Consider the following 25,112-nt stretch of genomic DNA (forward strand, 5'->3'; position numbering starts at 1 on the left):
AAAGAGCGATTGCTCATTTTGAAACATCTGACGAGAATTTGCATTCTCTACCGATTCATCCCCAGCATTTGCATGCTGTAAGAATCCTCTTTGTTTGGATATCACTTTCGTGATTTCCCACTCACTCGTTGTTCAGTTTTCAAAGATCAAGCTGTTCTTTTACTTCATCACCGCGTCTCAGCAGCGACCTTTATAATATATCACAGCGCCCTCGTTTTAGTCAACCTTTTTTTTAATTTCTTTTTTTCGGTTGATTTCTGATGGCTTTGCAGCTCATCGTTGTTTCGGAGGGACGAGTTATAATTTAACACAGGTCCGAGCAAAGAGTCAACTATAATTTCTTCTCTTTTTATTTCCGACTTCATTACAAATGAACAAACAAAAAAGAGAGTGCTTAGCCTCTCCCTATCCTGAAGCTTTTCTATTTAGTTTATTCTTTATAAAGTGTAGCGAATACAATGTCCATCCTGCAAGCCTGTACTGGCCCAGGATGTGATCTCCCGGATCAAAGAACGCGATACGAGCTTGCGCAGGACGAGGGGAAGCTCCGCCTCCAGATGTCCCAGCCCGGAATGCAGCAGTAGCTCTTTTATACTCCAGGGCTCCTTCCGTCCATGCAGAATATTCAACAACATAACACAACAATCCGCCATCTTGGACATGACTGAAAACTCGCATGCGAGCAGCACCAGCTCCACTCTCTGTTCCAATGTCTCGGTGCTAACCGTCAATTCTTCATATAATTTATAGACGGAGGTATTCATGCTTTTCACTTGATCCCAAATCGCCGGGTCAGGAAAACGTCCCCCCTCACTCACCTCAATACGCGCCCAGTGATACAAGGCCATTAAGGTACAATTATAGGCATCCATGATGCAGTCTGCTTCCAGGTAGCGTTTGGACTTAACATACATATGCAGGAATCGGGCAAACTCCATAAAGAGTATCCGTTCTTTAATCGGGCCTTCAAACTGTACAATCTCCCGCCGCATATCTTTCAGAATCCCCTTGGGATCCCAAATAACTTCTCCTGCCATCAGGCTTGTCAGCAGATCATTGTTGTCGCCCGCCATCACAGCGCGTTCCAGCGCGGAAATACCGATGTGGACCGACTGGGTCCGTTTCTCCCCGGCAATGGTATGGCTGACAATACGTTCCTTCTCTTCCTCGTGCAGCATCAAGACTACCATATCAAAATCGTGAAGAAGCGCACTCGGAATTGGAGCATTCCCGCTCTGTCTCAAGGCTACAGCCCCCAGAACACTCTCATCAAAGGTCTCTCCACTCAACAGGGTCAAATTGGACAGTTCCATACTTCCCTCCATCAAATTTGGCGATTTTGCGTCCATTCAGTTATAATCCACTTAGTATTAATAATTCTACAAGGTCAAGTTAGTTCCTTCTGGACAACCGAACTATATTTCAGTTAGGAGTAATTACTCATGAAGTTCAAATCGGCCAAAATTAATGCTTTCCGAACCTGGGGATTATTGCTTACCATGCTCGGAATGGGACTGATGGTATTGGGAACGGCAGGGATCGTCTTCTGGGGCTCTGCCGGCAAGGTCTTCGCAGCCATCGGTCTTGTAATCGGTCTCATCTCTATGATGGCCAGTCTTGCTATCTATTTCTGGGCCGGCATGCTCTCCACAAGCGCAGTTCAAGTGGAATGTCCGGAGTGCCACAAATTAACCAAGATGCTTGGTAAAACGGACCGGTGCATGTTCTGCCACACCATCCTGACCCTGGACCCCGCACAGGCCAATGTCACAGCAGAACAATTGAAGAGCCAGCAGCTCAACCAGTAAGATACTCGCCCTCCCTGCAACAAGAAAGGGGCTCCCAATCCGGGAGCCCCTTTTCTTATGTGATATATTTCCTACTAATCAAAGCACCATTATTCATGAATTCCCTTCAGCGTTTCCCAGGCTTCCTGAACGGCGAAGCTGCGGGTCCAGGAAGCGACGCCGCCCAGTCCGAAGGATTTTGCCAGTTCTACTCTTGCTTTCAGGGAGAGCTTGTCCTCTATCCAGATTTTCTTGAGAGCGCCATCTTCCTTGTACTCTACATAATTTTGACCTGCTTCAGAATCCAGCACCGGTGTAAGCTTTTTCTCGTTGAGGATTTTCCGGACCGCATTCATACTGACAGCCTTAGAGCTCACTTTGGTCTTCCCCTCAACTTCTGCTTCCGTCCAGATCCGGGTATACAAAGGAATGCCAAGTATCACCTTCTCAGGCGGCACCTCGTCTTCCTCGATAATCCGGCTGATCGAACTTTTCACCCATGGCAAGGAAGCCACAGAACCAGCCTTAGGGCTTGAGGCCCAATGCTCATCATATGCCATCACAATCAGAAAATCGGCTACAGCCCCAAGCGCCCGGCGATCCAGAAACAAGGACCACATTTCACTGTTGGATTTAGGCGTCACGTCAATGGAGACAATCAGGTTTTTGGCCTGCGCCATCGGCTTCAGCTCACGCATAAATTGAGTGACATTCTCCCCGTCTTTGGTGTAGACATTCTCAAAATCAATATTGATGCCATCAAGATCATACAAATCGGCGTATTCCAGCATCTGTACAATCGTCCTCATTCGCTTCTCATAGCTGGACAAGGCTTCCGTGGTCAAATCAGCATCAAAGCTGTTGCTCAGCAGCCCCCATACCTCCATATTGCGGCTGTGGGCCCACTGAACATAAGCACTGTCTGCCTTGCTGCGGACGTTGCCCTCAGGATCTACAATTTCGAACCAGGTTGGACTAACCACATTGACTCCAGGCATTGCCCCAAAGGAAGCAGGGTCCGGCTTACGCTCATACACAGCTTCCCAGAAGAGGTTGACGGATTTGCCCTTCCAGCTGCGTTCAGCCCTTGAAGGCGTGGATGCCTTCTGTTCTACAGTCTTTTGGCCGTCAGCTATAATGTCGTCGGCTTTGGCATATCCTGCATGTCCACTGCTCAGCTGAACATAAAGCCATTCTCCGGTATCATTCTTCCAGATGTGCACAACAGCTCCAGGTGCCATATCGGCTACAATCGGCGAATGAATTGACGCCTCTGTGCGCAGAGCTTTGGTCTTGCCGCCTTCCTCACCTTTAACCTTGCCAAGCGGCACGCTCTCACCAGCCGTCATGAGCAGTACAGCCCCCGTCCCTTGATCCTCCTCCACTTCAAAACCATAAAGCTCCTGCAGAGTATCTGCCGGAAGGTAGGTTACATCCCCGATTTGTTCCGGGGCGAGGCGCAGCTGCATGGGCTTGTTGTTAAGACTGGCTTCTGTTTTATTTTCCTGCATATAAAGAAGATCACTGCCTGTAGTCAAAATAACCGATTGGGTACCGGTCTCATAACGGATAGATGAATCCACATATTCCTGCAGCAGCGGCAGCGGTAAAAGCAGCTTGTCTCCGGTACCCGAAGCGGAATATCCGGTAAGCTCTCCTTTTACAAACACAGGATGCTCCATTCCCTTCCAGTCCGGCTCCTGATGCATCCGGTTCGGCAGCACAAAAAAAACAACCCAATACGCTGCTGCGGCGATCATCAACAACCCCACCATTCGGCGAAAGAAGCTTCCCCGTTTTTTGACTCGTTTCTGACTCTGTCTTCTGCTCAAAATATATCCTCCAGAATAATAACAGTATTTGAGTTGCGTTTACGGTCTTATATAGAACTAAAAGGCAAAAAGCCCTCTTTAACAATACGCTTAAAAGGCCCTTTGGTTTCGTTTAATATCCAACTCCAACAAAAAAACGTGTGTCCTCCGTCTTCCGGATTCCGCACGTTCCTGATTATCGATCCCCGTGTCTTTGTTGCCCTTCGGGCAGCAATAACTTCGTCACTCTGCATTCTCTCCGCAGCATTTGCACACCCCGTACAATTCCATACGCAGTCCGTTAATCTTGAACCCCGTAGCCTGTTCGGCACGATGTTCAACGTCGTGAAGCGCGGGATAGCTGAAATCCTCAATTTTGCCGCATTGTTGGCATATGACATGATAATGATCAGATACATTGGCATCAAAACGGCTCGAGTTATCGCCATAGGTCAACTCACGGACCATGCCTGCTTCCATGAACATTTTGAGATTGTTATATACGGTTGCTACGCTCATACTTGGGAACTTCGGCTCGAGCGCCTTGTAGATATCGTCTGCAGTAGGATGATTCATCGCTTCCATCAAATACGTAAGAATCGCATGACGCTGGGGCGTAATACGGACACCGGTTGTCTTCAATTGTTCCAATGCATGCTGTACGCCACTACCCATCCATGCCACCGCCTTTAATTTGAAAAAATAATAATAATCTTACTTATAATTGTAAGACCCCGGTTTCAATATTGTCAACGAGGTCTGTACATTATATTTATTATTATATAAGAAAAATTACTTTATTCAATATTTCCTCACATTTAAGTTGCTGTTTCCTTCCACATTCAGCTTGTATTCGCCGGTTCCCATCTCGCCGGAGATTGTTTTTTTATCAATAATCAGCTCTGGAAATTCCGATACAATATCACCATATCCACTGGAACCATTCAGCTTGTAGTCCGCTTCTTCCGGCAAATAGAGATTGATATCGCCCACAGCACTGTATATCTCCCAGTCACCGCCAACAGCAGAGGAACGCACGCGTATTCCGCCATTCAATGACTCGGCATGCAGCTTCGAGCGGGCACCGTCGATCTCCAAATTCCCGTTTTTACTGGAGATGTCAACATCATTGCCGCTATCAAAAACACTGATATTGCCGACCGCCGTAGACAGCTTAAGCGCTTCGCTGATCTCCCAGGCCTTCATATCTCCGCCGCTCGTAGTTAAATCGACGGTTCCCTGTACACTTCTGGCGCGTACGGCACCGTTCAGCGTTTTGCCCTTAACATCACCGAAGATGCGGTTCAGGATCAACTCACCATTCCCTGTTTCCAGTGAAATATTCTGGATAGCTTCTACATTCTGCAAAGTGATCCCACCGTTCATCGTCCGGACTTCCAGATCAAAGCGCCGATCCTCCGGTAGATAAATCTCCAGATCCATACGGGGCTGGCGTTTGCCGGAATCACCGTAGGCTTTGCTGTTTGGTGTGATTTTGATATTCGGTCCTTCCACCACCTCGACAAAGGACTGCTCCGAAATAGCCTCAGCCATAGCCCCCTGTAATTGATCGACCCAGACTGTCGTCTCAATCTCAAGATCCTCAACCGGAGCCCGATGCAGCAAAATATCACCGTTGATTCCGTCAATGGAGATCTTGGCGGTATCCAGCTCAACCGGCACCACCAGGCGTGGCTTCGTAAACTTGCTTCCCTCCGCTTCACCATAATCAACCGCTGCAGCGGTCAGATTGAGACTCACCCGATTCCACAAATGCAAATAGTGCTCCTGCTCGGCCACTATAAAGACACTGACTGCCAGGACGACTGCGGACAGCAGACCCCGCAAATCAAGTCTGGCCCTCGTTCTTTTGGTGCCCGAATTCCGGCGGCGGGACAGCAAATAGATCAGCAGGTATTCCATACCCCAAAGCACCGGAATAAGCGGCCACCATATGAGCAGCAGAAGCATGTACTCCGTCCCCTGTATAAAGTCCAGCAATAACAGAATACCTACACTAAGCATCAGGATGGAGGCAGTGTAACGGCCGACACGGCGCTTAGGCCGCTCCCCTTGTCTTCGTAAGCCCTTTACCTTGACGATCTCCCTGATCCCCATCACCAGTGCCGACATGATTAAGATCACGGCTACTGCAGCCTGGGCCTCATGCTCTATGAAATTCTGCAGCCAAGCGGGCTTTTGCCGGAAAAGAAACAGCAGCCCCCCGCCAAGCAGCAGCAGAAGTCCAAAGGATATACCAGGCTCACTAACCAGAGTCCGGCGTTTGGAGGAGGCAGAAACGTTGATTAACTCTCCTGCTTCAGGGCCCCGGCCTTCCGGAAAACGAAGGATACGGTCTGCCGACTGCAGCACGTCGAACACATTGTAGAAATACAAGGCCGGAATGAACAGGGCCAATAATATGAGCAGTGGCACATTAATCTGCATGCCTATAGAAGAGAAATACAACAGGGCCGCAATATCCAGAAGGATTAAAAAGATAACGGAGATGCCTTTACGGAGAAGTCCAAAATAAATATGTCCAGTTCCGGGAATAATCGCTGCCAGCAGCCCGGCTATGAACTTGCTTTTGCGGGTACGGCGCTTCGGACGTGGCGGAATACGCTGACCGTTTTCCTTTCCGGATTCCAGCCCTTCCAAGACCTGCGGCTCCATCTGCTCTGCGATCATTTCGGGATCATCTGTCACTTTGGGCTCCTCCTTTTCGCGATTGTTGTTGTCCCTTGCTATTCACCTTGAACCACTCCGGTGGAATTCAACCAGTTCGACTCCCGGAACAACTTCCACCACCCCGGCAGCCACAAATCCATGGCTGGTATACAACTGGACGGCGGGCGTATTCTTGCGGCCTGTCGATACGATAAATAATTCCATATGACTGTACTGTTCAAACACGTATTCCAGCAGTCTGCTGGCGATCCCTTTGCGAAAATGCTCCGGATTCACCATCATCCGGGTAACCGTCAGCTGGCCGGGCTGCTCTTCCGCGATTGCGACAGCCCCCATCAATTCTCCGTTGTTATCCCAACAGCCGTAGAACACCTCGGAGGACCCCTTCAGCATATCCCGGGTCTCCATCAGCGGAGGAATTTCATGGAAGCCGATCAGCTCCGCCTCCAGGCGGTATGCTTTATGCTGCAGACTCCATAAATCATCAATAGTAGATTCATCTTGCAGATTCAACCGAATTATTGTATGCATCGCCGTTTGTCCCCTTATATGCCGTGAAGGGCCTGCCGTTGCCGACAAGCCCCAAGTCTTATTGTGCTACAAGTATATTACCCCGGAATCAGAGTTTAACTATTCAGTACTTCGGTCAGCAATTTATTCGCAAGTCCGGGATTGGCCTTGCCCTTGCTTTCCTTCATAACCTGTCCGACCAGGAAGCCGATGGCCTTCTGTTTGCCGGCCTTATAGTCCTCCACGGACTGCGGATTGGCAGCAACGACTGCTTCAACGATTCCTTTGATAGCCCCTTCGTCGCTGATCTGCACAAGCCCTTTTTCTTCAACAATGACAGCAGGCAGCTTGCCGCTTTCGAGCATTTCCTTGAAGACGGTCTTGGCAATTTTGCTGCTGATCGTGCCGGCCGCAATAAGGCCGATCATCTCACCCAGGCCCTGCGGCGTAATCTTCACCTGGGACAATTCCAGATTGCTGCTGTTCAGGTATCCGAGCAGATCGCCCATGATCCAGTTGGCTACAGCCTTGGCATCTTTGGTATAGGCGAGGCTTCCCTCAAAAAAGTCTGCCAGCAGAATCGAAGAGGTGATCACACCCGCATCATAGGCGGTAAGGCCATACTCTTCACTGTAACGTGCCTTCCGTGCATCCGGGAGCTCAGGAATCGTGGCGCGGATGGACTCCTTCCAGGATTCATCAATATGCAGGACGATCAGATCCGGGTCCGGGAAATAACGATAGTCATGTGCTTCTTCTTTGCCGCGCATCGACAAGGTTTTGCCTCCGGCTTCGTCCCAGCGGCGGGTTTCCTGCACTACAATACCGCCCTCATCCAGAATCTCTCCCTGGCGGTATTGCTCATATTCCAATCCGCGCAAAACGCCGCGGAAAGAGTTCATATTCTTAAGCTCTGCACGGATGCCGAACTCGGCTTGTCCTGCCGGACGAAGGCTGATGTTCGCATCACACCGCATCGAGCCCTCCTCCATCTTGACATCCGATACATCACAGTACTGCATGATGGCACGAATCTTCTCCAGATACGCGCGGGCTTCTTCCGGCGAGCGCAAATCCGGTTCGGAGACAATCTCAATCAGCGGAGTTCCCACACGGTTGAAGTCAACAAGCGAAGCATAACCTCCGTCTACGTGCGTCAGCTTTCCGGCATCCTCTTCCAGATGAAGGCGGGTAATGCCGATCCGTTTGGTCTCTCCGTTCACTTCAATATCAATCCAGCCATTCAGCCCTATAGGCTGATCAAACTGTGAGATCTGATACGCCTTCGGCGAATCCGGATAGAAGTAATTCTTCCGGTCAAATTTGCTGACATCGCCAATGGTGCAGTTCAGCGCCATTGCGGCTTTCATCGCATATTCCACTGCCTGGCGGTTGAGTACCGGCAGTACGCCCGGATGACCCAGGCAGACGGGGCAAGTATGCGTATTGGGCGGAGCGCCGAATTCCGTAGAGCAGCCGCAGAAGATTTTGGACTTGGTGTGAAGCTCCACATGAACTTCCAGTCCGATGACCGTTTCGTAGTTAGACATAAGTAATCCCATTCCCTCCTTCAAAGGCCCTGTTACAGCTGTGGACGCTGCTTGTGGTGGTCTGTATTCTGTTCAAAGGCATGCGCTACGCGCAGAACCGTGCTCTCATCAAATTCCTTACCGATAATCTGCAGACCAACAGGCAGTCCTTCCGCAAAACCGCAAGGCACACTGACCGCCGGGATACCTGCCAGGCTGACCGGAATGGTAAGAATATCGTTCAGATACATCGTCAGAGGATCCTCTGTCTGCGATCCCAGCTTAAAGGCCGTTGTTGGGGCTGTCGGCCCGATCACCACGTCGTATTTCTTGAAGATGTCATCAAAGTCCTGCTTGATGAGCGTCCGTACCTTCTGCGCCTTTAAATAATAGGCATCATAATATCCGGAGCTGAGCGCATACGTACCGAGCATAATCCGGCGCTTCACCTCCGGCCCAAAGCCGCGGCTGCGGGAATTGTGGTACAGATCAAGCAGACTGCTGCCTTCATCGGCACGGATACCATAACGGACACCGTCGAAACGGGCCAGATTGGATGAAGCCTCCGAGGAAGCAAGCAAATAATAGGTCGCAACGGCATATTCGGTATGCGGCAGCGATACTTCTTCCCAGACCGCACCGAGGCTTTCAAGCACTTTAAGCGATGCCAGTACCGTCTCGCGGACAGCGGCATCCACGCCTTCTCCCAAATATTCCTTCGGTACGGCAATACGCAGCCCGGAGACATCGCCGCTTAGCGCATTTACATAATCGGGAATATCCACTTTGGCCGAGGTCGAATCCTGTGCGTCATAGCCGGCAATCGCCTGCAGCACATAAGCGGAATCCTCCACATTGCGTGTAATCGGACCGATCTGATCCAGTGAAGAAGCGAAAGCAACCAGGCCGAAACGTGAGACAAGCCCATAGGTCGGTTTCAGTCCGACCACTCCGCAATATGACGCAGGCTGGCGAATGGAACCTCCGGTATCGGAGCCAAGCGCGAAAAACACTTCTCCGGCAGCTACCGCAGCAGCCGAACCGCCGCTAGAACCTCCCGGAACACGTTCCAGGTCCCAGGGATTGCGGACCGGACCGAAGCTGGAGTTCTCGTTGGAACCGCCCATGGCGAATTCATCCATATTCAGCTTGCCGATGGTCACTGCATCCGCTTGGTGGAGCTTCGCAGCAACAGTAGCATCGTATACCGGCTGGAAGTTATTCAGAAATTGGCTGGCACAGGTTGTCCGCAGCCCTTTCGTAGAGATGTTGTCTTTGATGCCGGCCGGAAGTCCAAACAGCAGGCCGCGTGAATCACCTGAAGCCAGCTTGTCATCCAAAGCCCGCGCTGAAGCACGAGCCCCGTCTTCATTCAAAGTCAAAAATGCATGCACTTTCTCATCACGCTCGGCAATTGCAGCCAGTGATTCCTCGACCAGCTCGCTGACCGACAGCTTTTTGTGATGAAGCATGTTATGTACTTCAGGCAATCGATATTGAAACAGGCTCAAGATTCTTCCCCCTCACTATGGTTATATTTATTCCAGTACCGCCGGAACTTTAAATTGTCCATCCTCTTGATCCGGTGCGTTAAGCAGAGCAGCTTCCTGGGAAAGACTCTCCTTGACGACATCCTCACGCATCACATTGCTGACCTGCAGCACGTGGGTGGTCGGTTTCACATTCTCTGTATCCAGCTCATTCAATTTCTCCGCATATTGTAAAATAGCATTCATTTGTTCGGTAAAGGTGGCCTCTTCTTCCGGGCTTAATTGCAGGCGGGCCAGCTTGGCCACATGCTGTACATCTTTGACGGTAATACTCATCGGAAATATCCCTCCTGTTTAAAGGGCTAAAGTGCCCTGATAACGTTTTTAATTATAGGGTAAGCGCTTGGACAATTCAATAAAACACCTCATTCAAAGAAATTAAAAAAGCCGGCTTTCGCCGGCCTTCCTTAAATCCAAGCCCGGAGATTCACCTGTTTGATGAATTCCGCCTGGGACAAACTTTCCTTGGACATCGTTTCTGTCTCTTCCTTGTCGAGGGCTTCACCATTGATTAAATGATGGAACAGCTTCTCATTATGCGTCGACAAAGCGTAATCAATCAACGCTTCATGTGTCGTTCTCTCAGCCTCTTCTATAAGCAGCGCTTCCTCCGCCTCAACATCGCCGGCCGTAACATAAAAGTTGCGGTTGGCCTGCGGAATTCGAACGACGTAATCAAATGCATTATCCGGATTGCGGTCGTAAGCAATCAGATAGCCGTAATCCCCGATAGGAAGATTCTGCTCGAAAGCGTCGGCAACAATGACAATCTTCTCTCCTAAACGCAGCATCGCCCTACCTCCTCCTGACCGAATATCTGTCATCGTTTTGCTTATTTCAACAGTCTACTAAAAAATGATAGAGCTGTCTAGCAGTACGAGCGCAGTTTATAGGACGATAGGGTGATATTTATATGGAAAAAGCAAATTCAGCCCGGCAACTGCTTCCTGCGGAGCAGCAAGGCTGCACCGGCAATACAGCTTATGATAAATAAAGGCGCTGAGAGAAGCGGCCCCAGCCGAAGTGCCCCGCCGTCTTCCAGAAGCATAGCTGCCGACAAGCCCGGGAGTGCCGCAGGCGTCCAGTCGAACCATGCGGGCAACAAACTGTGGGCAAGAGAGAAGGCCGCCGCAGACAACAATCCGAGAAAAGCAGCTGCAGTTGCACGGAGGAAAGCGCTGAACAGCAGCGTAAGTGAAACAGCGCACATCAGCCACAGACCATAGAGGCCGGCAGCCGAAGAGATACCACCCCAGGAAAGGGGACCGATGAGCTCCATAACGTAATATGCTGCACCCGATGCGCCGAGTCCAAGTGCAAGCACCAGTACTGTAAGCAGCGCAGCCCACTTCGCAACAACCATGGCCAGCGGTGTCAGCGGCCTGACCAGCACCATTTCCGCACTGCCGCTGTAACGCTCCCCGGAGATACTGTTCATGGTGATAAGCGCCAGCACCAGCATTCCGATCGTGCTGTATTGCCCGAGTGCTTGCACCATTACTACCGCAGCAGAAGGAACTTCATAGTTCTCCAGCATTCCAGGCGGCACATTTCCGGCAGCGCCCAGAATCTCCGGCATGTAATAGGCCGTCAGCGGCTGCATAATTCCCAGCAGAATAAAAACAACAGGGATCCAGATCAGTCTGTAGCTGCGTACCGCCTCCAGCATTTCCTTCTGATAAAAAATCCATACACTCCTCATGCGCCGACCACCTTCATGAACAAATCCTCCAAGGTGGAAGAACCCGTCTCAAAGTGCAGCAGCGGAATCTCCCGGCTGACTGCCTCGCTCAGAATCGTATGCCGCGCCAGCTCTACATCATTCACGTTGAACATAACATCTTCACCGGCAAATCTTGATTCCAGTACAAAGGATCGGGAAGCAAGCTCCTCCAGCCACTTCCTTGCCCCGCTCATCTTCTCCGTACGCAGACGGATAACCGGGAGGCTGTACTGCGAGCGAAGCGAGGCCAAAGGTCCCTGCTCGGCAATCCGCCCGCGGTTCATCAGAATAATATGATCGCAAATCTCCTCCGCATCATGGAGCACATGCGTAGAGAACACAATAGTCGTCTCGTCGCGGATGTCACGCAGCAGCTCCATAACTTCCCGGCGGCCCAGCGGATCAAGTGCCGATACCGGTTCGTCCAGAAGCAGCAGGCGCGGACGGTGGACCAGGGCCTGGGCAAGCCCAAGCCGCTGCTTCATGCCTCCGGAATATCCGGAGATCCGGCGGCGGGCATGTTCTTTAAGGCCCACCCGTTCCAGGACTTCCGCTCCCCTGTCTGCCGCCTCTCTGGAATTCAATCCGCTTAGCTTGGCGGCGAAGAGGACATACTCCTGTCCGCTCATCCAGCCATACAATGAGGGAGCTTGCGGCAAATAGCCCAGAGCCTTGCGGTAATCTCCACCCGGCTGGCCGCCGTCAAAGGAAATCAGCCCGGAATCCGGTTCCAGAAGTCCGGCAAGCATCCGCAGGGTAGTCGTCTTACCGGCTCCGTTAGGTCCCAGCAGTGCTACGCAGCTTCCTTGTTCAATATCAAAGCTGATCCCGTCCACCGAGGTGTGTTTGCCGAAATGTTTGCGTAAATTTGTAGCCTCGAGCAGCATCATCAGACATCTTTCCTTCCTGCCGTGAAATAAGCGATAGTTCCAATCAGGTTGCCAAGCACAATGACGATTGCCCACAGCCATTTGGGACCGCGGACACTTTCCGCCTTGCTTAAAGAGATCAATCCTATGACCGCAAGCAGAAGCTGTAAGCCCACCAGCGGTCCTATTAACCCCCAAGGGATATCTTCCATCGTTCCCACTCCCTATTAATCCTTGTCTTCATTCTTACTGGCAGCAAAGCCCTGCCCAGCCTCCATTGCGTCCTCCTGATCCTGCTTCTTCAATGCGGGAAGCACAACGAACAAGAGATATACAACAGTCGGTGTCGGTATGCCGGTTATACCCCATAATCCCCAGAACCACGCCCGTCTGCCCCTGAGCCGCGCATCCCGGAACAACAGGGTTCCTTGCAGCATCAAACCTGCAGCCAGGCCTATCCATAAGCCAACAGGAAGTTCTCTCAGCTCACTCATCTCCGGCACCGGCTCTTCTTCGCTTGAAATGTGAAGCGGCAAGACCGGCAAGTCCAACGGCGGGGATGATGGCCTGGAGCGCCCAGTACACTGCCGGAGCGGACCCCAAAACAGCCAGACATATACTGAGCAGGACCAGAGATACCAGCCAGAACAGCAGCAGCTCTTTGCGGTATTGCCGCCGCCTGCGCTCCGATTCAACAGCAATCATTTGCTCAAATTCCGATAATGAAGGCACTGCGATGTCATCATAATGCTCATCAAGGCGCTCCAGCTCTCCCTTAAGCCTAAGCAAATACATTTCCTGCTCCGTTTCATTCTCCATCCTCGCTCAGCTCCTTTCGCAATTGATTGAGTCCGTAAGCCACCCGTGATTTAACTGTACCGGAAGGGATTCCAAGAATGCCTCCGATTTCCTCATAACTATACCCGTAATAGTGTTTCAGCAGCACCGCTATACGCTGAGCTTCAGGCAGGCGGGAGAGTGCATCCAGTACCTCGCTCCATTCCTCTCCGCGGTTCTCAAACTTCCAGCGGATGGAACGAACGCCCTGCTCTTGCAGCTTCCAGTCCTGTTCCCGCTTCCAGCGCCGTTTGCGGTCGATGTAGATCCGGGTAGCGATCGTAATCAACCAGGAAGAAAAGGAGGAAGAACCGTTATAGGTCCGGATCTTCTCCATAGCCCTGACCATGGTATCCTGTGCCAGCTCCTGAGCCAGCAGCGGGTCCATGGTGGCCTTAATCAAATATTTATACAAGAAGGTATAATGTTCCCGCAGCAGTACAGCCAGCGCCGAAGCATCCCCCTGCTGCGCTCTCCGGATATTCTCCCGTGCTTCGTCGCTCACCCTGTCCCTCCACCCTGCCGCTTCGATTCCATGCGCGCACTTCATTTGAACGTTCGTTTGTAATACGTCCAGGCTTCGCAGTTCGTTCAATCCGCTTAAAAATTATTTTTCAGTTCCCATAGCTTGCGGCGCCAGGGCTGAATCGATCCCCGGCCTGCCGGGAAATGCCAAAACAAACACTCTGCGCTCCGTTCCTCGGTGGACCCGGTTATCCGAAGTGCAGGCCCTGCGGTCAATGGACCGCCGCCTTCATACTTTACCCCTGCCTCTTGCAGCAGAGAAGGTTCGGGGCAGCGCGGCTGCAACTCTCTGCGTTCACTAAACGAACAGAAGCCGCCTCTCCCCGGGCAGTCCGAAAAAAAGCGGCAGTGCGTGCTGCAAAAATGATTCATATGTCCTTCGGAATCGTACTCTCCATAATCATGTCGGTTATATCTATCGTCCTTCAAAACGGCTTCCCTCCGTAACGGTATCCCTGTATGTGGACAAAAAAAGAACGCAAACCGGGATTATTCCACAGTCTGCGTGCTTCGCGAGGTTAGATGTTACATTTAATTAACGTTATTGTAGCAAGCTTGTAGCTTTTTGTCTATCAGAAATTCCCGGTTTATGTCGGGTTTTCGTAGAATAGCGGCTTTAGAGGGTAACGTAAGGGTTCCGGACACGCTCAAAACCTATGGTTGTACGCTGGCCATGTCCAGGGTATACCTTAACTTCTTCATCCAGCTTGTACAGCTTGCCGCGAAGAGAATCGACCAAATCACGTTCTTTGCCGCCTGGAAGATCGGTTCTTCCGACGCCCAGCTTAAAGAGTACATCGCCTGAGAAAAGGTCATCCCCGCACAGGAAGCTGACACTGCCAGGTGAATGCCCCGGTGTATGGAATACACGGAAGCTATGACCAATCAGCTCCAGAATCTGGCCCTCCGCCAGATCATATTCAGCAGGGTCCGTACTTAACGGCGGGGCAACGTCAGGCCACTTCAGCGAACCGTTGAGCTTGGGGCTGCTCAGCCACTCACTCTCCAGTGAATGCAGATAGACCGGGCAGTTCTTGAGCTTGCGAATCTCGTCCACACCGCCCATATGGTCAAAATGGGCGTGGGTCAGCAAAATCGCCTCGATCTCCATCCCTGCAATGCTGCGTACAAGTGCGGCAGGATTCATCCCCGGATCAATAATAATACCTCGCCCCGGGTCCGAACCTGTAAGCAGATAGGCATTGGTCTGAAGCGGTCCGAGATTAAATGAGCGAACATTCAGCATAGTGTTAGAATCCGGAGATCAGACTGCGCAGTTCTTTGACGATCACCGCGTGTGATTCCGTTCCTTCCCCATAGGCTTGCCCCATAGCCTTGCGTACTTCAGCAATTTTGCCTTCATAATCTGCTGCCTCGCGGTTTGGGTTCTCCTGTTTGAACTCATTCATCAGACGCTGAACATGTTCAGGACGCGGCCCCCACTGCCCCAGTACATATCCCCCGGTATCGGCAAAAATAACAATCGGCACCGAACGCCCGCCCATGGTCAGAAAATCGTCCATTACGTCCTGATTCTCTTCCAAAATCAGAACTTCCGTCTTGATTCCAGCAGTCTCCAGGATGCGGAAAACAACGGGAACATTGCGTACGACATCGCCGCACCAGTCAGCCGCAAGAATAAGCACGCGCAGGTCGTCACGGTGGTTCAGGCTCTCGAAATATTCACGGTCCTCTTCATTCTCCCAAGCGAATTTCTCATACCAGGCTTCAAAGGCCTGCTGGTTCTTGGTCATCCCTTCCACGAATTGGCGGGGCGTCAGGCCTTGGCCGAATTTGGCAGCTACATTTTGCTTCATGTTCAGTTACCTCTCTTCTTCTTGGATTGGTACCACTTGAATACAAAGTAGATGATAATCAGAGCAATGGCGCCAAGAATGATCTCACGGGTGTACTCGGCAGCCACTTCATCAATATTCTTCCAATTGTCTCCCAAGGTCATTCCCAAATATACAAAAAGTGCACTCCAGGGAATAACCGCCAGTGTAGTCAGAAAAGTGAATTTGCCCAAAGGCATGCGGGAAATCCCGGCTGGAACGGAAATGGCATGACGGACTACCGGAATGAACCGGGCTGTGAAAATTACACCTGTGCCATACTTGTTGAACCATTCTTCCGAGTGGTCAATATGTTTCTTTTTGATAAAAATGTACTTCCCGTACTTCTCCAGTACAGGCCTCCCGCCATAACGCCCGATCCAGTAAACGAAAATTTGGGCAATTACCCCGCCTATCGTCCCGAACACCACGGCCCCAAAGAAATTGATTTGATGCTGTGAGACTAAATATCCTCCAAAAGCCAGGACGATCTCACTTGGAATGACCTCAATCATGAGACCGATCATGATCCCGAAGTATCCCAGGCTCTGAATCCATTCGAATAATTGCGAGATTAGATCAGAAATGAAATGCATTAAGGGTCTCCTCCTCCCGTTTTCCGGCCAAATTCGGCACTCCTGCAATAAAGAGCAGGGCTCCTCCGATCTTGCTCTATGTATCCGGCTTCTCTTAGCCTATTCTAGCATAGGCAAGCTTACGACTTCTACTTGCAGCAGAATACCGACGACTGAAATTCATTGATCTGCCAAAAAACAAATGCTATTATATATTTAGATAATTATTTAAATATCGAAAGGTCGGATGTTGATGAACGAATCCTTCAAAGCGCTGGCAGATCCCACACGCCGCCAAATCATCCGGCTGCTGCGTGAAAAAGACCGGAGTGCCGGAGAAATTGCCGATTATTTCAAAATGTCCAAACCGAGCATTTCGCATCATCTGAACGCGCTGAAGCATGCCGGCCTGGTTCAGGATGAGCGCCATGGGCAGTTCATTATGTATTCATTGAATACCACTGTGCTGGAAGAAGTGTTGGGATGGCTGCTGGAACTGACAGGAACCGGAAAGCAAAATGAGCCCGAAGTTCATTTTAACAAGGAGGCTGAGGAGAAATGAAAGATTTTAAATGGAAATGGCAGGACAGCGTTATTGTAATTCTGGGACTGGTGGCCGTAGGTTACGCCTTGTTGAATTATAACCGGCTGCCGGAGCAATTACCTGTTCATTACGGTATTAATGGGGAACCGGACAATTATTGGTCCAAAGGTGCGGTCATCTCCCTTATGGGAGCCTTCGGAATCCTGCTCCCGCTCTTGATGCAGTTCACCCGCAGCATCGATCCCAAGCGGGAAAATTACAAAAAGTTCGAAAATGCCTATGGCATGACCCGGCTTGTGATCGGCGTGTTTTTTAATCTTATGCTGATGTTCACCATTTCTTCCGGTCTCGGTGAGAATCTTGATGCCGGCAAGCTCGGCCTGGCCGCCGCAGGTCTGATGTTCATCTTCATGGGCAATTATATGCCGCAGGTGAAGGGCACGTATCTGTTTGGCATACGTACCGCCTGGACGCTGGCCAGTCCCGAGGTATGGCGCAAAACCCATCGCACTGCCGGTATCCTTTGGGTGGCCGCCGGGCTGCTGATTCTTGTAGGGGCTTTGCTCGGAAAGACCTGGTCCGCCTCCTTGCTGATTGCCGCGTTGATCCTGGCCATTGTCGTACCTACGTTATATTCCTGGGCCATCTCCCGCCGGCTGGAAGCTTGAGCGTCCGGGGAGATATGACTTTCTGCTGTGTTATTGGCGTCCGGGCATTCCTGCCCCGGACGCTGTTTCTGTGTGTCTAAGGCTCACTTGAATAGAATGACAATCCGGTTACACTGCGCCTTTCTCCTTCAGCCGTCTCCCTCTTCCTCATGATTCGTTCCAGTTCCCGCCCTATTGCTCCAGCTTCTTCGGTGAATGCAAACCTGCGGTCGTTATGCCGTTCCCCGCCTCTTTCATCCAGCTGAACCCGCAGCCGGTACTGCCGGAGCAGTTCAAGACCCGCTGCCCCGCAGCGCTGCGCCGCTTCCGCTTCACCGGATTCGAGCTTTCTTGTTCCAAGCCGCAGCATATACCGGGCCCCCTCCTCCCACTTGGCATAATTATAGAGATCCAGCCGCAGACTTCTCCGTATCCAGTGCAGCGCGGCAGCAGCATTATCCGCTTGGGCATAACGTTCAGCCACTTCCCAATGCAGTGCGGCGCTTTCCGGCGAGTACTGCAGACTGCTTCGCAGCAAGTCCAGCGCCTCTTCTGCAGGGAGCAGGCGCGACAGCTGCAAAGCCGTTCGTGTGGACACAGGGTTCCACACAAGCGATTGCCGCAGCAGCCCCTCGCGGTCCACGGACTCCGCCTTGTATGCGGCCTGGCGGTACAGCTCCGCTGCTTGCCCCACCCGATACGAGAGCAGGCCCAGCAGCAGGCAACAGCAGCAGCCCCCGATCGTATACAAACGGCTTATGCCGCCGGAGCTGGCCCCCGTGGTCCGTTTCCTTGCCGGAATGGCCAGGGCCTCAGTCAGGGCCAGGGCTGGCAGCCAGAGCAGCAGCAGCCAGAACAGCCCATAGCTCCAGTCAAAATCGACGGCGCTGTGCAGAACAAGCACAAGAAACGGCGGCAGCAGCCGCGGTGCGTACAGCACCAGCAGCCAGCCTGCCGCAAGGAGCATAAGCCCGGCCACCGCAACCCCGGCTACGCCCAGGTTCAGCAGGAGGTCGAGATAGCCGCTGTGCACCTGGCTGCCCACATACGGGCGGGACTGGGCGGCGAGATAAGCGCTTCGCCACGTCTCCCCGCCCTGCCCCAGCCAGGGCGCTTCCCCCGCGAGCCGCCAGGCATCGCGGTACAGCAGTGCGCGCGCCGAGACCGTCGATGACGGTCCGGTGATCCGCTCGCGCACCTGCTGGAAGACGGCGCAACCCGCCGCCGTCCAGCCTGCCGCCGCCAGCAGCAGCGCGGCGGCTTTGACCCTGCCCGCCGCGCCGCACCCGCGGCGGCACAACCACAGGCCGGCCAGCAGTGCGCCGGCCCAGAGCCCGGCCAGCAGCAGCAGGCCGGGCAATGGCTCCACCGCGAGCCTGGCCGGGGCCAGCTCGCAGTATAGCAGCGCTGCAGCGGCCACAGGCGCGGCGCCGGCGGCAAGAAGCGGCGCGAGCAGCCGCCGCTTCCAGGCCAGGGCGGCGGCCGAGGCGCAGGCCGCCGCCAGCCAGGCGCCGCGCGACTCGCTGAGCAGCAGCGCGGCGGTGTACGGGAACAGCGGGAGCAGCGGGAGCAGCGGGAGCAGCAGGAGCAACAGACGCAGCAGCGCCGCATTTGGCGTCGCCGCTCCCGCTGTTCCACGTCCGCTTCCCCCGCCGCCCTCTGCGGTATGCGTGCTCTGGCCGCTTCCCGCTTCACTCCTGCTTGCCACGCTCCCGGCTCCGTTTATGCTTGGACCGCTTCCGGTTCCACGTCCGCTCCCGGCTCCGCTTGCGCTTTCGCTGCTCCCCCGGCTGCCTGGCTCGGCGCTTGCATAATAATCAGCCACAGCGAACAACCGCTCCAGCAAAAATACAGCCATCACTGCGCCGAAGGCATTGGGATACTCCAGCAGTCCCGCCAATCGCGCTCCGGCAGCGCTGACTTCCGGTGAACCGCTGTAAGCCACCCCAAAAGGCAGCTGCAGCACTCCGCAGACAGCAAGCAGTGCACTCAGACACAGAGTCAATCCCACAATATGCCAAGCCGCAGCAAGCAGGTGTCTCCCGCTGTGAAGCGCCACCCATACAAAGCTGGCGTATAAACCCCAGCGCAATATTTCATTCAATGTCCCCTGTGCCGACAAAGGTTCGCGTAGCGCATGAATGACATACAGCGTCAGAAGGATTGCCGGACCCGTCAGCAAGGCGCCTTTGGCCAGCCGCCTTCCTCCACCGGAATACTGCAAATCGGCAGGCTGTTCCAGAGTATAAGCCGGTTTTTTTTGCCGGAGCACTGCCAAGACAGCACACAATACAAACCAGCCGGTCAATACCGGGTAAGCTTCATCTATGAAAAAAAGTCCGCGATGCAGGCAAGCGCCCACACCCGCAGCAAGAACTGCCGCAGCACATGTATACGTTATAAACCGCTCGTGCGGCGATAGTTGCGTCTTTCTGTCCTTCCGCATATTCTGTCGTCCTGCCCTTCCTTGGGTTTACCTTCAGTCTTGCCCATTTCGCGCAACTGCAAAAGGTCAAGGGGGCACCCAAAACAAACAAGGGATGTCCCAGCAGCCATTTCATGGCTTTAAGGACATCCCTTTGTTTATGGAGCAGGTTACAGGTGAACGGATTCTTTATTCCCCCTGATCCGTGTTCTCTGCCGGCAGCAGGTCCGCACAGACCCGCTCAAGGTATGGCTTTGCGCCCAGAAAGTCACGGAATGCGCTGTATTCACGCCATTTGGCGGCGTTGTCCCCGGCGGAGCTTTTGACGGCACGAATCAGAATATTTTTGGGCGTGTGCTCCATATCGATGAATTCCAGCAGCTGGGTGCGGTAACCCATGAGGTCCAGCAGCTTGGCCCGGATCGCATCCGTTGCCAGGGCGGAGAAACGCTCCTTCAAGATACCGTGTGACAGCAGCGGATTCAGCACCTCGCTCTCAATCTGCGAGAACAGCTCATGCTGGCAGCAGGGAACCGACAGGATGACGGAGGCTCCCCAGCGTACGGCTTTTTCCAGAGCAGCATCCGTAGCCGTATCACAGGCATGGAGGGTAACGACCATATCCACCTGATCCAGCTCATTGTAATCGGCAATATCGCCTACCAGGAACCGAAGCCGGCTGTAGCCAAGCCGCACCGCAAGGGCGCTGCAATGCTCGATCACATCGGCTTTGAGGTCAAGGCCGACAATATTCAGCTCCCGCTTCGCACGGACACTCAGATAATGGTAGAGCGCAAACGTCAAATAGGATTTGCCGCAGCCGAAATCCACAATGGTCAGCGGCCGCCCGGTTGGCAGATCGGCCAGCACATCCTCGACCATCTCGAGGAAACGGTTGATTTGGCGGAATTTATCATATTTACGGGCAAGCACCTTGCCTTCATTGTTCATAATGCCAAGCTCCACCAGAAACGGCACAGGGACTCCATCTTCCAGTACATACCGTTTGCGGCGGTTGTGAGCGAGGTCGGGCACCTCCTGCTTGGAAGGCGATTTAGTAAGAATCGAGACTTTGTACTTCTTGCTGATAAGCACCTGATAATCCGCTTCTACCGTGCACAGCAGGCCTTGGCGGAACGTTTCTCTCAGGAGTGTCACCATTTCCTCCGCTGCCGACTCTGCCGGCACATTGCGGTGCTCTACCTTTGGTCCGATATAGTACGCAAACTGATAATGCAGCTTGCCCTTAAGCTCGACAGGTTTGATCTGCACTTTGGTGTAGGCAGCTTCCCCTTTGTTACGCAGCTGGCTCAGGGTAGCCGTAATTAAGGTGCGGTCACCAATCACTTGTTCTATCAAAGCATGTAAAGATTCCACAGGGCACATCTCACTTTCGGGATTATAAATATAAAGCTTTCTCGCTTAACCATCCTTGCATTATATCATGAACCCGGCTGGGATCAGGGCTGAATCTGAAACTGTCCGCTGAGCATGGTCCTAAGCACCAGGATACTTACAGATGATTTGCCGCTTTGGCCGCTGTTGCCATCCGGCTCCATTCTTGCTGTCCATCCCGGACTTCCTCCAGCGGAAGCCCGCCCCGCTCCAGTTCCTCCGGTGCTTTGAGCAGCAGCCGTTCATACAAACCGGCCCCTTCGGCCTCCACATCTTCCCCTTGCTCTATTAACCGGTACAAGCTGTCCTCTGCCTTGCTGTATCGTCCCATTCCTTCCAGGTAGGTCAGAAGCAGCCGTTCCGTCTTGGCCGGAAGCCGGTAAGCCTCCACAATGGATATAAGCTCATCTATTTCCCGGGTCATCTGCAGCAGACTGCGGTCGGCTCCATGAAGATCGGCGGACAAATATAGATGCAAAGCCTTCATCTCTCTAAACAATGCGGCTTCATAATTCTCATTGCTTCTGTAGATGCTGCCTTCCTCTTTGAGCAGCCTTGCTACACCTTGCAGCTTGTCGGATTCAATAACTCCACCCAGACGGAACATATCTATAATATCCTCTACGGACAGGGAATTAAGCAACCGGGAGTTCAGGCGGAAATGGCGGTTCAGCAGCTCGTCGATTTCCCACAGCGCCTCCGTAGTCTTCCGCTCCTGCTTCAGAGTAAACACTTTGGCCACCATCGCCGTCATATCCTCAATCATCCGGACGATATAGTCTCTTCTGAACATGCTGTACCTCTCTTCTTTATTGGATTCTTGCCTTCATCTTAAACCATTCCTGGAGGCTATGCCAGCTTAGGTCAGGGGAGCAGGATTGACAGACCGGCTTTCTTTGTCATAAACTGGATTCACACTCAATCTGGATTACAGATCGAACTATTTTACAGAACAATGATAATCAGAATTGAAGGAGGTTATACCCGTGCCACATAAGAACCATCTGCAGGAGGGAGCTGATGCCCCCTCCTCCCGACAGCGGTCCGGAGCGCAGACCACGGCGGACAACAACCAGAACTCAGCGCCCGAAGACGCCGATGAAAGCGATCAGCGAATTTTGTCCCCGGAGAGAGCGAGCAGTCCGCTTCAGTTGACTCCGGAGCAGGATAAGCTGCTGGAGAGCGCGCTGCGCATCAAGATTATGCAGGCGCTTGCCGGTGAGCCGCTCACCTCCAAGCAGGTTGCCGAGAAGCTGCAGAAGACGCCGGGAAACATCCATTATCATATCGTCAAGCTGTTCGAAGGAGGATTGCTTGAGCTTGTCCGAACCGAAGCGGCAGGAGGCATCATCCAGAAGTTTTACCGTTCCAGGGCAACCTGGTTCCGTTCAGCCAATTTCAGCGGTTTTCAATTCCGTGAGGAGGATATCGTGGAGCACTTCACCACCAGATTTACATTATCCGGCAGCGAGCTGGAAGCTTTTCAACAGGAAATGAAACAATTTATCTCCAAGTGGGAATCTAAAATTACCGATGGTGAAGAATACGGCGTCGATATTTCCATCGGCCGTCTTCCCCACACCGAATCCAATACACCAGCAGGAGGTGCATCCTAACAATGATGCCGGCAAGTGCGCCAGAGAAGGCGAGCAGTAATCCGCTCCGGGGATTTGCCGCTCCTTTTGTACATTCCCGGGCGTTTATTTATTTGTGGCTTGGCCACCTTATTTCGTTTCTTGGCAGTTCGATTACCATGGTTATCCTGCCGGTATTGGTCTACTCTCTAACCGGTTCTACCACGATCATGGGATTCGTGATGGCTATTTATATGCTGCCCAATGTGTTGATGCTGCCGATATCCGGCCATATCGTAGACCGCTATGACCGGGTCAAAATTATGATGCTGGCCGACATTTCCCGCTTCGTGATTATGATTGCTACAGCTGTACTTGCTCTTTCCGGTATACTTACCATTCCGCTCTTGTACGTATTGGTCGGCTTTTATGGACTGCTGGACGGTATGTTCCAGCCGGCTTACGCGGCGGTCCGCGCCACCGTATTCACCCCCGATATCCGTATAGCCGCCAATTCATTAACGCAGATGACCACGCAGACGGTTCGGCTGATCGGCCCGGCACTGGGCGGTCTGCTCATCACCCATTTATCGGCAGGCGTAGGTTTTGGACTGGATGCCTTCACGTATCTGATCTCGCTAATCTGTCTCATTTATTTGCGCAGAGTGCTGGTTATGAAGTCAAAGCCCCTGTCTGCCCCCCCCTCTGCGGAACAGTCTGGCCCGCTTCCGGGCGAGGCCCCTTCTGCTCCGGACTGGAAAGCGGACTTCAAGGAGGGGTTTGCCATTCTGCGCAGCCACCCGTGGCTCTGGGTAACGATTTTGACCTTTTCGTTCATTAATATTTGTTATGCGGGCATTACCAGCATTTTGGTCCCCTGGCTGTTCAAAGTCCATCATGGCTGGGACCCTTATCTTTATGGCCTCGCCGTCACCTTCTCCGGGGTCGGGGCCATCGTCGGCGGGTTATTGTTCGGCATGAGAGCCCGCTGGAATCATCGGGGCATCATGGCTTACATGGGTGCTTTTGTGAGCGGGCTGGCCTTGTTCCTGCTGCCCTTCGTTCCGAGCGCAGCAGGTGCAATTGCACTGTTTGCCCTGGAAGGCTTCGGCCTTATGATCTTCGGCCTGATCTGGGAGATCAGCCTGCAGGAGCTGGTTCCCCAGGAGGCCTTCGGACGTGTGGCCAGTCTGGATTTACTCGGTTCCTTTGCCCTGCTTCCGGTAGGTTATATTACAGTCGGCTGGCTGGCCGATCTCATTGGCGGTGTAGCTACGATAGCCATTTTTGCCGGACTCGGTATGGCTTGTATACTACTGGTCCTCAGTATCCCGGCCATCCGCAAATTTCAATAAGATAGAACAAGAGGCAGCACCGCGCCGAACTGGCGGGTGCTGCCTCTTGGGCAACCCGGGTCTGTATTCCGGATGCCATCCTACTTATCTACGGGCGACAGCTTCGGCGAATTCCCGGATGATTGCCGCCAGTTGTTCAGGAGCTTCATACATGCTCATATGTCCTGCACCGGCAATCGTAGCCTGGGTCACGTTCTTCTTGTCCGACGTAAACGTGCGCTCGGCAGGTATCAGGCCGTCCTTCCCGCCTGCCACCAGCAGTATCGGCAGTTCACTGGCAGAGATGACATCGCGCCGGTCAGGACGCTCACGCATGGCCAAGGCGACTCCGGCCGCCCCCTGCGGAGGCGTCTTGTAACCGATTTCCTTCGTCCGCTCTATAAGGTGCGGTGTTGTCTCAGCCGTCTCCGGTGCGAACAATCCGGGAACCAGGCCATCTACAAATGCGGTAATCCCATCATTTTGAATAGTGCTGACACTCTTCAGCCGCTTTTCTTTGGCCTCTTCGCTGTCCGCATATCCGGTGGAATGAATCAATCCGAAGCCTTTGAGGCGTGAGGCATGGCGTTGTGCAAAAGAAAGCGTAATATACCCGCCAAGTGAATGACCGAGTAGAATAACCTCTGAAATCTCCAGCTTATTCAGCAGAGAGAGAACATCATCGGCCATTTGCTCGATCCGGTAAGCCCCAAGCGGCGCTTCCGACGCACCATGTCCGCGCAGGTCAGGTGCAATGACGCGGTAATTCCCACTCAGCTCAGGAATAACCTTCTCCCAGTATTCCGCACTTCCGCAGAACCCGTGCAGCAGCACGATAACCTCGCCTTTTCCCTGGTCACTGTAACAAATATTGCTTCCATCACAACGAACGGTTTCCATAGCTGCTTCCTTCTTTCTATGTAAGAATCAATTAATCCTATAATTAAACCA

At 52.7% G+C, this 25,112-nt stretch carries 28 protein-coding genes; 5 read left to right on the top strand and 23 right to left on the bottom strand.

From position 1 onward, the window contains the following. Window positions 1-437: 437 nt before the first annotated feature. A complete protein-coding gene (locus IEY53_RS32140) occupies window positions 438-1,313 on the bottom strand; it encodes a nucleotidyltransferase-like protein (RefSeq protein WP_189032077.1) in 876 nt (291 codons plus the stop codon). Window positions 1,314-1,442: 129 nt separating this feature from the next. On the opposite strand from IEY53_RS32140, the gene IEY53_RS32145 reads away from it, so the two are divergent. Beyond that, entirely contained in the window at window positions 1,443-1,808 is a 366-nt protein-coding gene (locus tag IEY53_RS32145; RefSeq protein ID WP_189032079.1) for a YgzB family protein, read from the top strand. 89 nt (window positions 1,809-1,897) lie between these two features. On the opposite strand, the gene IEY53_RS32150 is transcribed toward IEY53_RS32145, so the two are convergent. The 18 genes from IEY53_RS32150 to uptA all read right to left on the bottom strand — a co-directional run bounded on the left by IEY53_RS32150 (window position 1,898) and on the right by uptA (window position 16,263). Further along, window positions 1,898-3,619 (bottom strand): glycosyl hydrolase family 18 protein, encoded by a 1,722-nt coding sequence (locus IEY53_RS32150; RefSeq protein WP_189032081.1) that lies wholly within the window; start codon window positions 3,617-3,619, stop codon window positions 1,898-1,900. 222 nt (window positions 3,620-3,841) lie between these two features. Then, a complete protein-coding gene (gene perR / locus IEY53_RS32155; RefSeq protein ID WP_189032090.1) occupies window positions 3,842-4,273 on the bottom strand; it encodes a peroxide-responsive transcriptional repressor PerR in 432 nt (143 codons plus the stop codon). A 126-nt stretch (window positions 4,274-4,399) separates the two neighbouring features. After that, the gene (locus IEY53_RS32160; RefSeq protein ID WP_229696465.1) at window positions 4,400-6,307 is read right to left on the bottom strand and encodes a DUF4097 family beta strand repeat-containing protein; all 1,908 of its coding nucleotides are present in this window, start codon (window positions 6,305-6,307) and stop codon (window positions 4,400-4,402) included. Between the two features lie 42 nt (window positions 6,308-6,349). Next, on the bottom strand, window positions 6,350-6,820 hold the full coding sequence (locus IEY53_RS32165) for a GNAT family N-acetyltransferase (protein WP_189032092.1): 471 nt from the start codon (window positions 6,818-6,820) through the stop codon (window positions 6,350-6,352). 95 nt (window positions 6,821-6,915) lie between these two features. Further along, complete coding sequence (gene gatB, locus IEY53_RS32170) at window positions 6,916-8,349, bottom strand: Asp-tRNA(Asn)/Glu-tRNA(Gln) amidotransferase subunit GatB (protein ID WP_189032094.1); 1,434 nt, start codon at window positions 8,347-8,349, stop codon at window positions 6,916-6,918. A gap of 32 nt (window positions 8,350-8,381) precedes the next feature. Then, the gene (gene gatA / locus IEY53_RS32175) at window positions 8,382-9,839 is read right to left on the bottom strand and encodes an Asp-tRNA(Asn)/Glu-tRNA(Gln) amidotransferase subunit GatA (RefSeq protein WP_189032096.1); all 1,458 of its coding nucleotides are present in this window, start codon (window positions 9,837-9,839) and stop codon (window positions 8,382-8,384) included. A 27-nt stretch (window positions 9,840-9,866) separates the two neighbouring features. Next, window positions 9,867-10,154, bottom strand: a complete 288-nt coding sequence (gene gatC / locus IEY53_RS32180) for an Asp-tRNA(Asn)/Glu-tRNA(Gln) amidotransferase subunit GatC (RefSeq protein ID WP_189032098.1) — start codon at window positions 10,152-10,154, stop codon at window positions 9,867-9,869. Window positions 10,155-10,285: 131 nt separating this feature from the next. Then, the gene (locus IEY53_RS32185) at window positions 10,286-10,669 is read right to left on the bottom strand and encodes an ATPase (RefSeq protein WP_189032100.1); all 384 of its coding nucleotides are present in this window, start codon (window positions 10,667-10,669) and stop codon (window positions 10,286-10,288) included. Window positions 10,670-10,806: 137 nt separating this feature from the next. Further along, on the bottom strand, window positions 10,807-11,580 hold the full coding sequence (locus tag IEY53_RS32190) for an ABC transporter permease (protein ID WP_189032102.1): 774 nt from the start codon (window positions 11,578-11,580) through the stop codon (window positions 10,807-10,809). Then, window positions 11,577-12,491: an ABC transporter ATP-binding protein gene (locus tag IEY53_RS32195; RefSeq protein WP_189032104.1), complete on the bottom strand. Its 915-nt coding sequence runs from the start codon at window positions 12,489-12,491 to the stop codon at window positions 11,577-11,579. The genes IEY53_RS32190 and IEY53_RS32195 overlap by 4 nt, the downstream gene beginning before the upstream one ends. Then, a complete protein-coding gene (locus IEY53_RS32200; RefSeq protein WP_189032106.1) occupies window positions 12,491-12,682 on the bottom strand; it encodes a PLD nuclease N-terminal domain-containing protein in 192 nt (63 codons plus the stop codon). The genes IEY53_RS32195 and IEY53_RS32200 overlap by 1 nt, the downstream gene beginning before the upstream one ends. A gap of 15 nt (window positions 12,683-12,697) precedes the next feature. Continuing rightward, a complete protein-coding gene (locus tag IEY53_RS32205; RefSeq protein ID WP_189032107.1) occupies window positions 12,698-12,964 on the bottom strand; it encodes a hypothetical protein in 267 nt (88 codons plus the stop codon). Next, the gene (locus tag IEY53_RS32210; RefSeq protein WP_189032108.1) at window positions 12,957-13,289 is read right to left on the bottom strand and encodes a YxlC family protein; all 333 of its coding nucleotides are present in this window, start codon (window positions 13,287-13,289) and stop codon (window positions 12,957-12,959) included. Before IEY53_RS32210 ends, IEY53_RS32205 begins: the two co-directional genes overlap by 8 nt. Beyond that, the gene (gene sigY / locus IEY53_RS32215) at window positions 13,279-13,812 is read right to left on the bottom strand and encodes an RNA polymerase sigma factor SigY (RefSeq protein WP_229696466.1); all 534 of its coding nucleotides are present in this window, start codon (window positions 13,810-13,812) and stop codon (window positions 13,279-13,281) included. Before sigY ends, IEY53_RS32210 begins: the two co-directional genes overlap by 11 nt. Window positions 13,813-13,907: 95 nt before the next feature. Beyond that, on the bottom strand, window positions 13,908-14,261 hold the full coding sequence (locus tag IEY53_RS32220) for a hypothetical protein (protein WP_189032110.1): 354 nt from the start codon (window positions 14,259-14,261) through the stop codon (window positions 13,908-13,910). 187 nt (window positions 14,262-14,448) lie between these two features. Then, complete coding sequence (locus tag IEY53_RS32225; protein ID WP_189032111.1) at window positions 14,449-15,078, bottom strand: MBL fold metallo-hydrolase; 630 nt, start codon at window positions 15,076-15,078, stop codon at window positions 14,449-14,451. Between the two features lie 4 nt (window positions 15,079-15,082). Continuing rightward, a complete protein-coding gene (locus IEY53_RS32230; RefSeq protein ID WP_189032112.1) occupies window positions 15,083-15,649 on the bottom strand; it encodes a thioredoxin family protein in 567 nt (188 codons plus the stop codon). Between the two features lie 2 nt (window positions 15,650-15,651). Then, complete coding sequence (uptA, locus tag IEY53_RS32235; RefSeq protein ID WP_189032114.1) at window positions 15,652-16,263, bottom strand: undecaprenyl phosphate transporter UptA; 612 nt, start codon at window positions 16,261-16,263, stop codon at window positions 15,652-15,654. 232 nt (window positions 16,264-16,495) lie between these two features. On the opposite strand from uptA, the gene IEY53_RS32240 reads away from it, so the two are divergent. Both IEY53_RS32240 and IEY53_RS32245 read left to right on the top strand, forming a co-directional pair. Then, entirely contained in the window at window positions 16,496-16,804 is a 309-nt protein-coding gene (locus IEY53_RS32240; protein WP_189032116.1) for an autorepressor SdpR family transcription factor, read from the top strand. Then, window positions 16,801-17,454: an SdpI family protein gene (locus IEY53_RS32245; RefSeq protein WP_189032118.1), complete on the top strand. Its 654-nt coding sequence runs from the start codon at window positions 16,801-16,803 to the stop codon at window positions 17,452-17,454. The genes IEY53_RS32240 and IEY53_RS32245 overlap by 4 nt, the downstream gene beginning before the upstream one ends. A 76-nt stretch (window positions 17,455-17,530) precedes the next feature. On the opposite strand, the gene IEY53_RS32250 is transcribed toward IEY53_RS32245, so the two are convergent. The 3 genes from IEY53_RS32250 to IEY53_RS32260 form a co-directional block, all read right to left on the bottom strand. Continuing rightward, on the bottom strand, window positions 17,531-19,879 hold the full coding sequence (locus IEY53_RS32250) for an O-antigen ligase family protein (RefSeq protein WP_229696467.1): 2,349 nt from the start codon (window positions 19,877-19,879) through the stop codon (window positions 17,531-17,533). Window positions 19,880-20,047: 168 nt separating this feature from the next. Beyond that, complete coding sequence (locus IEY53_RS32255) at window positions 20,048-21,244, bottom strand: class I SAM-dependent methyltransferase (RefSeq protein ID WP_189032119.1); 1,197 nt, start codon at window positions 21,242-21,244, stop codon at window positions 20,048-20,050. Between the two features lie 127 nt (window positions 21,245-21,371). Then, window positions 21,372-22,046 (bottom strand): DUF6483 family protein, encoded by a 675-nt coding sequence (locus tag IEY53_RS32260; protein ID WP_189032120.1) that lies wholly within the window; start codon window positions 22,044-22,046, stop codon window positions 21,372-21,374. A gap of 193 nt (window positions 22,047-22,239) precedes the next feature. On the opposite strand from IEY53_RS32260, the gene IEY53_RS32265 reads away from it, so the two are divergent. Together IEY53_RS32265 and IEY53_RS32270 are read left to right on the top strand one after the other, a co-directional pair. Further along, window positions 22,240-22,869: an ArsR/SmtB family transcription factor gene (locus tag IEY53_RS32265; protein ID WP_189032121.1), complete on the top strand. Its 630-nt coding sequence runs from the start codon at window positions 22,240-22,242 to the stop codon at window positions 22,867-22,869. 5 nt (window positions 22,870-22,874) lie between these two features. Continuing rightward, window positions 22,875-24,182: an MFS transporter gene (locus IEY53_RS32270; protein ID WP_189032147.1), complete on the top strand. Its 1,308-nt coding sequence runs from the start codon at window positions 22,875-22,877 to the stop codon at window positions 24,180-24,182. A gap of 84 nt (window positions 24,183-24,266) precedes the next feature. On the opposite strand, the gene IEY53_RS32275 is transcribed toward IEY53_RS32270, so the two are convergent. Further along, entirely contained in the window at window positions 24,267-25,061 is a 795-nt protein-coding gene (locus IEY53_RS32275; RefSeq protein ID WP_189032122.1) for an alpha/beta fold hydrolase, read from the bottom strand. Window positions 25,062-25,112 lie beyond the last annotated feature (51 nt).

The organism is Paenibacillus albidus (assembly GCF_014644435.1).
GTDB lineage: Bacteria > Bacillota > Bacilli > Paenibacillales > Paenibacillaceae > Paenibacillus_AQ > Paenibacillus_AQ albidus.